This is a genomic window from Lysinibacillus sp. NPDC059133, assembly GCF_042755925.1.
In the GTDB taxonomy this organism is placed as follows: Bacteria; Bacillota; Bacilli; order Bacillales_A; family Planococcaceae; genus Lysinibacillus.
Genome location: NZ_JBHZDH010000052.1, coordinates 25,433 through 38,463, shown reverse-complemented (window position 1 = coordinate 38,463; position 13,031 = coordinate 25,433). Strand labels below are relative to the sequence as shown.

The following is a 13,031-nucleotide window of genomic DNA, read 5'->3' as shown; positions in this document are numbered from 1 at the left end:
CACAAGGCTTTAGGAGTTAAAAGCAATTAACGTGGAGTTCGCACCAATCGCTTGATACGAAGGGTATTCTGTTATAAATCTATGCTTCTATACAGGTTTGTATAGGTTTGTCTAAATTTGTTGTAACAGTTTAGTTACCCATTGTCCTATAGGAATAATTAATCCCGATTCCTCTGCAATTGGAATAAAGACTCCCGGTGAAATCGAACCCTTCTTTGGATGCTGCCATCTGACTAAAGCTTCTACCGACTTAATTTGACCCGTATGTAAATCAAGTTGCGGTTGATATTCTAAAAAAAGCTCTTGATTAGCTAAAGCATTATGTAAATCATTTTCTAACAAAAGTCGTTCAGTCGTTTCTTTAGATATCGAAGACTCATACAACCGTATACGTGTTGGCGTTTTCTGTGCTTCATGCATAGCATAAAGTGCAAATCTAATGAGTTCCTCTTCCCTAGAAGAATCTGTTGGAAATAAAGCAATACCAATATTTAATTGACTATTTAAAGAAAAATGTTGTATTTGGAATGATTCTTCCATGACAAATTGAAGCTGCTGACTTAGCTGGGTCAATTGATGGGTATTGCTTACCTCATCAATATAAACGACAAAGTAATCTTCTCTCAGAATGCATAGTAGATAGTTCTCCGGTAAAACATTTTTCAATCTTTGCGCGATTAGACCTATCATTTGGTCTGCATATATACTACCTAAAGACGCTTTAATAGCAGAAATTCTTTCGATACCGATAGCAAGAATTGCCTTTTGTGATTTAGAAATGTATAAATCTCTCTTTAATGATTCCATTAAAAAACGTTCATTGGGTAAATTCGTAATCTCATTATGATAAGCCATATAATGCATCTTTTCACGAGATTTTTCTAAATGATCTTGTGTATCAACTAACTGCTGAAAAGGTTTTTCAATAGAAGAAAAATAAATTGCTCTGAATAAAAGATAAAATGCACCTAACTGAAAAATATGTCCAATAAAATTTTTAATATCATAGACATCTCGATAAATTGTAAAAAGATAATCGCTTATAATTAAATAAATCGCACTGCCAAACAATAAAAATATAATTTTGGGTGCTTTGTCAAAATTTTTAAGCAATAGAACCATAATTACCAAATGTATCGCTACAGCTAAATATTGCAAAGTATTTTTTAAAATAGTAGGACCTTCACCTTCTATCATAAGAGGTGGCAATATAGACATTGGGGCATAGATGACGACAAAACAACCAATAATTATTACAAACGGCAAGATATAAATAAACCAACGATAAAATGATTTGATTTCCTTCTCCTTTATAAAAAAAATGAAGAGAAAACCAATCGATAATAGTAATCGACTAAGCATGTAAAACCATGTTGATGCATACGGCGTACTCTCAGTAATGAAAAATGGCATTCCTTTATAAGAGAGTGCGTGAGCCATTTCTAATAAGCTAATGGCTAAAAATAAAGCCCCTGCATAGAGAACTTTATTAGATAAAATATAGGGCGTAATTAACCACGTCTGAATTGAAATAGACATTGTCACTACAGTAATAAGCATTTCCATCATTAAATGAATCGTTACATAGTTGTTCTCTCCAAATATCCCATAAAATTTATCACTACCCAAACCAATTACGATTAATAAAACCATTGATAATAGGATGAATTGAATGCCCTGCTTCACAAAAGAAAAATCCTCATTAAACTTCCACATAATAACTCCCCTCGTTAATCACTAAATAATTCTCTCTATCTACTGCTCCATTAATAATTAGGATGATTATACTACAAAGTTACCACGAAGTAACGACTTTTCAACCAAAACAAAAGTGGAAATTAGGACTAAATGATAAAATAAAGTGAAACTTTAATAAATGGAGGGTCTTCTTCACTCCCACTGATTATTAGTCTTCACCAATCGGGCTTTTACGGGCAGTTCATCTCACACCTACTTTCTGTGCTTTCGGTACAGATGAATTACTGCCGTTAAAAAACATTTGCTGAATGAAGATAAAAAAGATGCCTCAGTTTTTGAGACATCTTCTATCTACTATGAAAATACATAGCTATCCATATTATCAATAGTATTTTGGATAGCATCTTTCAATGACCGCTGATGCTTGCCACAAACAGCTAGTGACTCCTCCAATGTAATCGCAGCATTTGCCATAAACGGTGCCATCTGCAAATCCTTCGCTAATTGAATAAGAACAAGTGCTTTATTCCATTTCCAACGTGCATTATTTGGATCTAAGTTAATAGCTTGCTCTAAGTAGCCAAGTGCATCGAATGGCATCCATCCAAAGCGGTGCATCGTCTGACCTGTGATTCCCCAATATAACGCCTTGTTAGGGTTTTCTTTTACTGTTTGTTTAAAACAATGAACACTCTCGTTGTAATGATGTGCAAACAAAAACAGTTCACCCTGTGTAAAAAATGATTTGGCCCTTTCATTCGGAGTACCCGTTGTCGCTATCCCCTCTAGTTCTTTCATACGATTTGAAAACTCTGCTTCATCTTTTATCGCGCGAATTTCGACGACGGCATCCGATTCAGGATAGCTTTCATCTGCTCGTTCTGCATGTTGGTTTTCCACAGACAACGTAGGCTTTGGATAGCTCGCAAAATCATACTCTTCTAATAATTTAATATATTTAACAGCTAACGCTTTCTCATTTTCATCTGTAACTTGTTTAGCCAACTCATAGCACTTCATTAGCTCACCATTATAAAAATAATCATCCATTGTCATTCAATATTCCTCCAATGTATAGCTCTTCAGTATATTTAGTATACACCACAAAAAACAATTTCGCCTTGACGTAATTGTAGCTGGCGCTTTGCTTCGCTACAGAAAACTTTGATGAAATAAAAAAGACTGCTCAAAAATAACTTTTGATACAGTCTCTGCTTTGCTTATTTTTTTAATACTTCTTTATTTAAAAATGTACGTAAATCTTTTTCTGGTAATGCACCTACAAAACGATTAACTTCTTTACCACCTTCAAAGCGAATAAAAGTTGGTGTCGATTTAAAATTGTATTTACTCCATAATTCATCGTACTCATATACATTTAATTGTGCAATTTCAATACCAAGTTCCTTAGCAATCGGCATTAACTCAGGTGTAAAAGCTTTACAGTGCACACAAATTGGACTGAAGAAATAAGCATTTACATCTTCACCAGCTTTTAATTTTTTTTCAAGCTCGTCTGGTAACATAATATTTTGGTAATTTTCATCATCCAATTGATCAATTGTTTCTTGTTTCAGTTCTTTGTCACCGTAAGGATTATTTGCACTTGCTAACTTACTTTTGTTCGATACATTCGTTAGCACAATAATTGCTGCAAATAACAAAACAATTACTGAGCCAATAATTAGTAGTTTTTTCACGAGAATGTATTCCTCCCTTTCCACACTAAAAAACCCTATTTTTAGTGTATTCGCGATTGATTATAAATGGTTTTTAAATCCTAGTAAACTAATTAGTCTTTGAAAACGAGTTTTTCCATAATTCAAACATAATTTGGCCCAAGTTTGGAAACATACATATAGAATGCTCAATATGAATGTGGGGTGGTTAATATGAAACACACTATCCGAAATGTTTTTCAAATTTATAAAGGTGATATCCATAATATCTTAACAAACTGGGTAGTTGCTGTCATTATTGGTGGGCTCATTTTTTTACCTTCTCTTTATGCGTGGCTTAATATCTACGCCTCTATGGATCCCTATGCCCATACTGCCAACATGAAAATTGCTGTTGTCAATGAAGACACAGGAGCGACTGTTAGGGGAGAGGATATTAATGTTGGTAACGAGGTAGTAGACAATTTAAGTACCAATCAAAACTTTACTTGGGAATTTACTTCTCATGAACAAGCCATAAATAGTTTAAAAAACGGGAATTATTTTGCGGTTATTGTTGTCCCTAGTGATTTTTCACAAAAACTGACCTCCATACTGTCAAATGTGCCTACAAAAGCGCATATCGATTATTATGTAAATGAAAAAATCAATCCAATCGCACCCAAAATCACAAGTAAAGGTGCAAGTGGCTTGACGCAACAAGTATCTAATGAGTTTGTCTCAACTGTCAACGGAACACTTTTCTCTATGTTTAATACGATCGGTGTTGAGATGGAGCGAGAAATTCCCGACTTTAGAAAGTTTGAAAATTATATTTTTACAATTGAACAGCATCTCCCAGATATCGAAACATATTTAGCGCAAACTGCTAAAGGTGGAAAAGAAGCTGAGACATTACTGAACCACACAATTACCCAAGTTCCTGAAGTTGAGAAATTAACGAATGATGGTCTAACAACAATCCATCAAGGTTTAAAATTGATCAACGAAGCTGATACATTGTTCACTCAACTATCCCCTATCATCAAAAAAGATTTAGAAGCAGTACAAAATATTGCACAACGATTTACAGATATTATCGGGAAGCTTCAAAATACTAATGTGGATTCAGCTACCATTGCACAAATAAAAGATACAATTAAAAACCAGCTAGATGCATCTCGTGAGAAAGTAAATACTAGCATCCAAACACTTGAAGCACTTCAAAAATTAACACAAGCCGACGCTTCGACTCGTAAGCAGCTTGAAGACAAGATTCAAAACGTCCTGACGGCACTACAGCAAAGCAATTCTGAAGATGTGAAGACTTTACTAACTAACAATAAAATAATTGAACAGCTTGGAGCTATACGTGGAGATTTACAGACAAATCCTAGTTTTACTGATTATTCTTTAAGCTCTCTAACAGCATTAAAACAGCTGAATACATTACTAACGGACATCTCAAGTAAAGTGCAGCAGCTAAATAATATTGATGTCGAAACGATAAAAAATGACCTTGCTGATGTACAAAGCGTTGCGCAAAATGTCTCTACCAATCTTCATCAATTCCTTACTCATTATAACGATGATCTAGAGCCACAAATTCATTCGACCTTATCTTCTGCTAAAAATACTTTAACCAATGCATCATCTATGCTGACGAATGTAAAAAGTATTCTACCTCAAGCAACAGATCGTTTAAAAAATGCTAAAAATATGTTAGCAACAGCAAATAAGACAATTGGTACAGTACAAACGAATTTCCCGACTTTAAGTACAAAAATCAAGACCCTTGCAGACAAGCTCAGAACATTAGAAAGTGAAGCTGATATTTCTGAAATCGTTCAATTATTGAAAAACGACGTCAATGCTGAGCGAGATTTCTTTGAGGAGCCTATTAAGCTTGAGGAACATAGAATGTTTCCAATTGCCAATTATGGAACAGCTATGACACCGTTTTACACTGTACTTTCCATCTGGGTTGGTTGTTTATTATTAATTTCTCTTTTATCTGTAAATATTCACAATAATGATCAATACAGTATTCGCCAAGTATACTTTGGGCGTTTATTAACATTTGCAACTTTTTCATTTATTCAAACGCTCATTATTACAATAGGAGATATTGTTATTTTAGATGGGTCCATTAGTGCTCCTTACTTCTTTATTCCATTTGGGCTATTTATTAGCTTAGTATTCGTAACGATTGTCTATACGTTAGTATCCGTATTCGGAAATGTTGGAAAGGCCTTAGCCATTGTCATGTTAGTGCTACAAATTGCAGGTTCTGGTGGCACATACCCGGTAGAATTACTACCTAGATTTTTCCAAATGATAAATCCATTTCTTCCTTTCACTTATGCCATTGAAATGATGCGTGAGGCAGTTGGTGGTATTATTTGGTCAAAGGTATGGGTTGATCTAGCCTTTTTATCTTTCTTCTGGCTCCTTTTCATTTTATTTGGTTTCTTCTTAAAAAAATTACTGAGTGAGAAAATGGAACATTTCATGAACAAAACACGCGGATCAGATATATTTCATTGATTTTCACTTGCCTCCTTGTAAATGTTTCGACGAACAATGTTATAATGGAAGTATTGTAAACATGTAGGAGGCGCTTTTCTTGAAAAAACTGCTATCTATTTTTGCTCTGTCGTTATTAGTGTTAAGTGCTTGCGGGGCAGATAAACAAGCTGTTGAAAAAAATCAGAATGAAGCACAAAAAGAAGCTTCACATGAAGAACATGCACATGCTTCCGGAGATATTCAGGAGGAGACTGCATCTGCTGATGTTTTACCATCATTTTTAAATAATCAATCAGAAAATATTCGCTTAGTATATCAAATCGCTGGACAATCTACAGAAATTTTAGAGTGGATGCCCTGCTATTGTGGATGTGGCGAATCAGTTGGACATAGAAGTAATTTAAACTGCTTTATTGAAGAAAAGCGAGAGGATGGAACAATTGTCTGGGATGATCACGGTACCCGTTGTCTCGTTTGCCTAGAAATTGCTGTACAGTCTGCAAAAATGCATAAAGACGGTATGGACCTCAAAGAAATTCGTCAAAAAATTGATGACACATATAAAGAAGGCTACGCAAAACCAACACCAACTGACATGCCTGCTTAAAAAGCAAAGTCGCAACATGCGACTTTGCTTTTTTTAATCTTCTTTTATTGATCTTTCTTCTTTTTACGAAGGATAAAATATAAAATGACTGCAATTACAGCGATAAGTAATATAAATTCAATAATTAGGACAAAAGAAACACTTTCCTTTTTCTCAGCCTTTCCTTCATCATTATTCAATGTATTATTAACAGCCGTCAAAAATTGCCCTTCCTTTGTTTCAATAGCAGAAGATGACTCCTCATTGGCCTCTTTTAAATGCGTAAAGAAATTATTTTTAAGCACATTATTTTCTATGGATTGAATAAACAATAGTGGCTCATTAGCTTGCCAGAAGTTTTTGGTGATAAATGTATATTGAGAGATTGCTTCAGGTAAAAATCCTTGTTGAATCAACTCATCAGATGTATGTGGGATTTTATCAGCATTTTTTGAAAGCATAGTAAATTCATCAATTTGCCCCATAAAAATAACCGCATGCTTCTGTAAATCACTCTTTGTAACGTCTTTATTTTTCTTTAGAGTAGTATTTGCCAATTGCCCATTCGCCATTAATGCTTTGTAAAGCATTAGCATCCTAGTATCGCTTAAAACATCCCCATCAGGTATTATAATTAAGGAATTATCGTGAAAAGCATTTGGAAAATCTCTTAATGTAAATGATGGTTCGGTTGTATCTTTTGCAATTGTTAGGGAACTATCCCCATCAATATATAACCAATAACGCTCATTTGTCGTTTCACATGGATCTTCTAATTGAAAACCTGTCACTTCAAATTGAATATCTGTAATAGATTGCTTATTTAAAATATTCGTTTCAATTGGTATTATAGCCTCATACATATCTGAAGAAGTTTTGTCTAATTTGCGCAAATCTATTGAATGTGGCACTTTATTTACATATATATTTAATTCTAACTTCCGATCATTTTTATCAACATCTTTAGGTAATGTTGCTGATTTTTTTAAGACTAAACGCATCACCGCTTCTTTGTTTGCCTCTAATTGTGGCAGTGAAACATAGTAATGTGGAGTCATTGTAACCTGACTGGATAGTATCTTATTTTCAAAGCCAAGTTGTGTTAAAGGAATAGTTGTAGTCGAAAGTTTCTCAACTTTTGGTAGCTCATCCACAGTTATTGTATTTCCAGCCAATTGCTCGAATAATCTCACATCTGTTAAAAGTGATATCCGTTCTTGTATAGCAATTGGTGTTTTCGCTGTAACAATTAAAACTGGTACACTTCTATCTGTATTAAGCAGCTTATGAACTCCAACTGTCAATGTATCTTCTTCGTTTTCTTTAACATTTTTTAGTATATCTCTCGCGAAAATACTCCTAAATTCTTCCTTTGCACCTACTACTATTACCGGACCTGTTATTTTATCAATAGTATTTTCTCTCTTTATTTGTACATCATTTTCCCCTTGCTCTGATAAATAAGCTGCTAGTTTATAGCTGCTATTCAATGTTGCTTCTGATGCTTTTTCCGGTAAAATAAGTGTAGTTACTTTATTATCATAACTTAAGAATGCAGAAGGATAACTAGTTAATGTCCAATCTTGTACATTCCCATCAAAGGTAGAAATAGATGATAATATATCAATCCGAAGCCAGTTTCCTGAATTTCCAGGGGGGACACATATCCCTTCTTTTAAAATACCATAAAAACTGGCTGTAATTTTATGAGTTCCCTTAAGCATTGCTTCTTTAGGAAGCGTAACTGTCACTGATTGTTTTAATAAATCTGGTGTTAATGTTACAGTTTTGATTGCTGTATCATCAATTTTCACAGTAAAAGAGGACGGTTCAATTAATAATTCTGAATGTTGGATTTGAAATGTAACCGAGTGCTTATCTGACTCTATATCTTTTGTTAAATTGTAATAGAAATCCCTTGATGAAGATGGTCCCTGTAATTCGATAGCCTCTGATAAAAGTGGCCTTTGCTGCGATTCATTTCCTTCTATGACAAGCGACTTATCATCAACGATAATGGTATCCGCTGACGCATAACTTGAAAAAAAGGGAAGACTCATTAAGATCATGAATATAAACAGTATAGGTCTCATTTTTCTGCTCCTTGTTCTGATTTCTTCGCAAATCGTTCTGTTTTATACCATTGAATTTCTTGACCAGTAAACATACGCTTTATTTCTAGCATTAATGACCATACGACCAATACAATCCACATTTGTGAATAACTAAAATACATTAGGATGACATAAAAGAAATTTTTTCGATTCATTTCAGTTTTTTCAATACTTAATGTAATCATGACTTCTCCTAAAAAGAGTAAGAAGGCTAGAATCCATAGCACAATCGCAATATCACCAACAGTTAAACCAATGTCATAAAATAAATTGATAATAAATAAAACATTGGATAAAATCACTCCAAAGAAGAACAAGAAGTACGTAAAAAAGAAATAAAATAAATCAAAAATAATACTCTTTCTTTTCAATGTGAAAAATTGGCTTAAAAACTTTAACACTACATATTGATTACCTCTAGCCCATCTTGTTCGTTGTTTCCACCATACTTTTAAAGTTTCCGGCTCTTGCTCCCAAGTAATTGCCTTTGGAAAAAAACGAATATGGTAGCCTAAATTATAGACTCGAATGGTTAACTCAGTATCTTCGGCTAACGCCTTTACATCCCATCCACCTAATTGTTCTAATATACTACGACGAATAGCAAAATTCGTACCTGGTATCGTAGCAACTTTAAACCATTTCCAACGACCACCTTGAGCCATCCATTGGAAACAAATTGTTTCAATATTAATAAAACGTGTCAGCCATGTTTCAGCTGCATTAATTACTCGAAATTTCCCCACTGTTGCAGCAGCCTTAGGGTCATTGACTAACCCCATTACTAAATACCAAACTGCCATCCTCTCTGGTGTATTATCAGCATCGTAAACAACGACAATTTCACTTGTAGAGTCTGCTAATGCAGAGTTTAATGCAGAGGATTTCCCTTTTCCTTTATTCGGCTCTACCGTTTCTATGACACGAATAAATGGATACTTTTCAGCAAATCTAGAAGCGATTTCACCTGTCTCATCAGACGAATTATCATTGATAACGATTATCTCTAATTTATCTTTTGGATAATACAATCGAGACATAGCTCGTAACGTTTGTTCAATGACAACTGCTTCGTTATGTGCAGGAATAAAAACACTGACCGTGGGCACATTCGCCATTTTTTTAGACCACTCATCAATAGGTTTTTCAAACGATCGAAAATGTCTATAGCCGCCTTGCATTAAAAACATATGATATAGCAACATAATCCAAATGAGGAATAACGCAATATAAAATAAGATATCAGCCATTGGTTTTCCTCTCCTCAAATAACCGCTTACGTAATGTTATACGTAAACGAAAAGTATTAATAAAAAATAACATAACAAACATTGAAACAGTCAAAACAATCATCCACAGTACCAATTCAAAAGGCCGTTCTTCGAATAATATTTTTAAACGATCGGTGTTAGAGAACGATAATTTAATATTTTGTTCACCATTTTCAGTTTGAGTAATTGAAATGTGATTCGTTTTTACTTCTTGTTTAGTTTTTCTAAAATCCAAAAAATCTAATTGTGGCAGACCTTTTAAAAAACCAACAAGCTCCTGCACATATGACGCGTCAAGATAAGCAGGATACGGAATGCCAATAATTGAACCTGGAGCTTTTAATAAAAGTTTTATTTTTTGTTCTACTGGGAAAAGTGGATTAATTTTTGTATCAGCAATATTCTCTACTGTCAACGGATACATTGTTTGATTTTCATTTTGTGATTGATAGATTTGATTATTACCTTGCTGTACAATACCTGTAAATATGGTACTATTTCCATTATTCAAAATAGGATAGATTCCCCGAAACGCTAAATAATCTAAACTTTTCTCAGCTTGTTTAGAAGTCGAGGATAGTATGAAAGGGAATCCTTCTTTCTGTAATTTTTGCAAATAGTTAAATAATTTTTTATTGTTGTGTAGATAATAAATCGTCTCCCCATCTTCAGCTATATCTATCGGTGTCACTTCAAGACTAATAGGTATTCCTTTTTCAGTAAATTGTGTCACTACTGACTTTAGTTTTGCCACATCGGTCTCCATATTGATATCAGTTAATACAATAAACGTCTGATGTTTTATAGGTTCAGGCAATTGTAACAGCCTATTGATGATAGAAGGCCATTCATATTGCATCGAATTTGTATAGATAAAATTTCCAATATATGACCAATTTTTCCTTTGTGCCTTAACTATAAATGGATATTCCTTGTTTAAGGTTGATGCCACTTCTACCGTTTCTGAATTAGAAGATGGTTGTATACTTTTCCATTCAATAGGATTTTCCAAAACATGTTCACCTATAGCTCGAAGCTTAATAATGTCACCCTCTTGCCACTGAGCAAAGTGCTCCAGTTGAAGTACATTTTCACCAATTACCACAGCTGGTCCTTGGAATTGATTTAATTCTAAAAGTGCTTCTTTTGAAATTGGTACTGAATGAGAGCTAATTACGACAATTCGGTTATACGAATGTAATGTTTTTTCATGCACTGCTTCTATAGGCATAACATCTACCTTTGTATACCCCTTGAGCATCTCGTACAACGTCTGCACATCTTGATTAAGCTGTTGATTACTTGTAGCGTAAATTAATGCAACATCCTTTTCTGCTGCTGACACTGTCACATTATTCGTCAAATTATATAAACAAAATAAACTGACCACTAACAGAAAACTATATTTGGAGTGCACTTGTTTTCATCTCCCTTTCTAGCTCTGTTAATAATTCATCGAAAGATTGCTCTAACAGCGGACTATACGTAAAATAACTAGTTTTATAACTAAGGGTTATCCACTTTTCATTTAAAAGCTGATGATTTTTTAATGCTTGGTCCAATTTGTCAAAAATGACCTCTATATACTCATCCGTTGTATCTATTAGTAGCAACCCAATTTGATTTTCACGAAATCGAAATTTTTTATCTGTTTGTCTTACTGTTTGTTGTATTTTTTGGGCAAGTTGCTTCCATAAATGCTGAGCTTCTTTTGTTCCATAAAGTTTTTTAAATTGTTCATAATTCTCAAGCCTTAATACAATAAAAACAAAAGTATGTTTATGTCGATCGGATCTTCGCATTTCTTCATTGACACTAATACGCATACGAGTTTCATTATCAAAGCCTGTTTCGACATCAATTGCTACATAACTTTTAATATCCTGTTGTAATTGTTTCAAATAGTTTGCCTGTTCGAACAATAAATCATGCACTTTCCCTGCACTTAAAATAAGCAATAATTGAACAACACCATAAACGAAAAACAACTGCATGGAAAACGATGCACTAAAAAAAACAATATTTTTTGACATGCCAATATAAAGTAACGTTGACCCGCTAATGAAAATAAATAACAAACTACTAATAAGCCCTAACACCGTTCCGCGCCATAGAGTTAGTATTACTAGTATTATTAAAAAAATATATAATAATAAACTTTCAACATCTCTGTGTAATAAATAATAAGAAGGAATTTGTAAAAGCAAAAGCAATACTGTTCCATAAAAAAATATTGCACTATTCCAATTCATAGTTGTTCGCATTTTCTACCTCTCTTTCTGCCAATAGCGGTAGTAAATTATCAAAAATATGTGTTGCCTGTGTATGTGTATCTATATAACCTGCCGTTGAGACATTTTTTAGAGATGTCATTTTCTCAAGAAATTGATTCGCCAAAGGTTTTTCGTCTAACACAAGTAAATATCGAACAGCCATTGCATAAACTGCAGGTGATTCATAATTAACAGATGGCTGATTCGTTTGTGCATTATAACGTCCATATAGTTTGCCATCTCTATTAAAAAGATCAAGTAACCATATTTTAAAAAGTGTCGTGTCCTCTTTCACAGAGGCCATATGATAGGCAGTATACAATTGATCAATCATGTGTAGCTCCTTATCGAACACATAACTTCCGGACGAAATATCATAGTTTTTTGGGTAAAATCCTGCTTCAGCAAGAGGAGCATTCTTAAGAATCGCAAGCTGCTGATTTACCTGTTTTTGTGATAAAAGCCCATGTTTCTGCATTTGATTAAAAGCCGAAGGCATAATATAACTTATTGTTAATGTCTTTGCTTTTTCATTTGTTTGAACATCCACAAAATCTACAAATAATCCATCATTCATTCCATACCTTACAAGATTCTTCCCTAGTTCATTGCCCAACTGTATATAATGAGGTATCTTCCATTTTTCACCTGCTTCAAAAAGTACCCGAATAATTCGTAAGTCATCAATAAGTGCATTAACAGAAGCTTGTTTTTTCTTCTCTAGCCGCCATACAATAAAGTTATTTTTTAGAAAATCAGATTTCATTACATCCACTTGATTCTTAAAGCGTGCCTGGTCACCCTTTTCTAGTAAGTATGTTAACCATAAACCCATTGATTCTGATAAAAATATATTCTTTTGTTCTGTTAAATCTGTTCTCAACAGACCTCCATCATCCATA

10 protein-coding genes are annotated in these 13,031 nt (G+C 33.8%); 2 read left to right on the top strand and 8 right to left on the bottom strand.

The genetic code is table 11. From position 1 onward, the window contains the following. Nucleotides 1-111 precede the first annotated feature (111 nt). From ACFXN8_RS21180 to ACFXN8_RS21170, 3 genes are all read right to left on the bottom strand, one after another. A complete protein-coding gene (locus tag ACFXN8_RS21180; protein ID WP_386847528.1) occupies nucleotides 112-1,716 on the bottom strand; it encodes a sensor domain-containing diguanylate cyclase in 1,605 nt (534 codons plus the stop codon). A 336-nt stretch (nucleotides 1,717-2,052) separates the two neighbouring features. Then, nucleotides 2,053-2,754: an O-linked GlcNAc transferase gene (locus ACFXN8_RS21175; protein WP_386847527.1), complete on the bottom strand. Its 702-nt coding sequence runs from the start codon at nucleotides 2,752-2,754 to the stop codon at nucleotides 2,053-2,055. Nucleotides 2,755-2,918: 164 nt separating this feature from the next. Then, nucleotides 2,919-3,398 carry a thioredoxin family protein gene (locus tag ACFXN8_RS21170; protein ID WP_376074553.1) on the bottom strand — a complete coding sequence of 160 codons (480 nt, stop codon included), beginning with the start codon at nucleotides 3,396-3,398 and terminating at the stop codon, nucleotides 2,919-2,921. A gap of 192 nt (nucleotides 3,399-3,590) precedes the next feature. On the opposite strand from ACFXN8_RS21170, the gene ACFXN8_RS21165 reads away from it, so the two are divergent. Continuing rightward, a complete protein-coding gene (locus ACFXN8_RS21165; protein ID WP_386847526.1) occupies nucleotides 3,591-5,903 on the top strand; it encodes a YhgE/Pip domain-containing protein in 2,313 nt (770 codons plus the stop codon). Nucleotides 5,904-5,982: 79 nt separating this feature from the next. After that, nucleotides 5,983-6,492 carry a PCYCGC motif-containing (lipo)protein gene (locus ACFXN8_RS21160; protein WP_386847525.1) on the top strand — a complete coding sequence of 170 codons (510 nt, stop codon included), beginning with the start codon at nucleotides 5,983-5,985 and terminating at the stop codon, nucleotides 6,490-6,492. A gap of 44 nt (nucleotides 6,493-6,536) precedes the next feature. Here the strand turns inward: ACFXN8_RS21160 and ACFXN8_RS21155 are convergent, their stop codons facing one another. Genes ACFXN8_RS21155 through ACFXN8_RS21135 form a run of 5 tightly spaced genes read right to left on the bottom strand, consistent with a single transcriptional unit; the run spans nucleotide 6,537 to nucleotide 13,012 of the window. Next, the gene (locus ACFXN8_RS21155) at nucleotides 6,537-8,564 is read right to left on the bottom strand and encodes a cellulose biosynthesis cyclic di-GMP-binding regulatory protein BcsB (RefSeq protein ID WP_386847524.1); all 2,028 of its coding nucleotides are present in this window, start codon (nucleotides 8,562-8,564) and stop codon (nucleotides 6,537-6,539) included. Then, the gene (locus ACFXN8_RS21150; protein ID WP_376074557.1) at nucleotides 8,561-9,835 is read right to left on the bottom strand and encodes a glycosyltransferase family 2 protein; all 1,275 of its coding nucleotides are present in this window, start codon (nucleotides 9,833-9,835) and stop codon (nucleotides 8,561-8,563) included. Before ACFXN8_RS21150 ends, ACFXN8_RS21155 begins: the two co-directional genes overlap by 4 nt. Further along, a complete protein-coding gene (locus ACFXN8_RS21145; RefSeq protein WP_386847523.1) occupies nucleotides 9,828-11,273 on the bottom strand; it encodes a hypothetical protein in 1,446 nt (481 codons plus the stop codon). The genes ACFXN8_RS21150 and ACFXN8_RS21145 overlap by 8 nt, the downstream gene beginning before the upstream one ends. After that, the gene (locus tag ACFXN8_RS21140; RefSeq protein ID WP_376074559.1) at nucleotides 11,257-12,120 is read right to left on the bottom strand and encodes a diguanylate cyclase domain-containing protein; all 864 of its coding nucleotides are present in this window, start codon (nucleotides 12,118-12,120) and stop codon (nucleotides 11,257-11,259) included. Before ACFXN8_RS21140 ends, ACFXN8_RS21145 begins: the two co-directional genes overlap by 17 nt. Further along, on the bottom strand, nucleotides 12,095-13,012 hold the full coding sequence (locus ACFXN8_RS21135) for a hypothetical protein (RefSeq protein WP_386847522.1): 918 nt from the start codon (nucleotides 13,010-13,012) through the stop codon (nucleotides 12,095-12,097). The genes ACFXN8_RS21140 and ACFXN8_RS21135 overlap by 26 nt, the downstream gene beginning before the upstream one ends. Between the last annotated feature and the right edge of the window lie 19 nt (nucleotides 13,013-13,031).

Coding starts and splice junctions, on each gene's coding strand:
- ACFXN8_RS21180 (WP_386847528.1), bottom strand. CDS start 1,716: ATGTGGAAGTTTAATGAGGATTTTTCTTTTGTGAAGCAGGGCATTCAA.
- ACFXN8_RS21165 (WP_386847526.1), top strand. CDS start 3,591: ATGAAACACACTATCCGAAATGTTTTTCAAATTTATAAAGGTGATATC.
- ACFXN8_RS21150 (WP_376074557.1), bottom strand. CDS start 9,835: ATGGCTGATATCTTATTTTATATTGCGTTATTCCTCATTTGGATTATG.
- ACFXN8_RS21175 (WP_386847527.1), bottom strand. CDS start 2,754: ATGACAATGGATGATTATTTTTATAATGGTGAGCTAATGAAGTGCTAT.
- ACFXN8_RS21140 (WP_376074559.1), bottom strand. CDS start 12,120: ATGCGAACAACTATGAATTGGAATAGTGCAATATTTTTTTATGGAACA.
- ACFXN8_RS21155 (WP_386847524.1), bottom strand. CDS start 8,564: ATGAGACCTATACTGTTTATATTCATGATCTTAATGAGTCTTCCCTTT.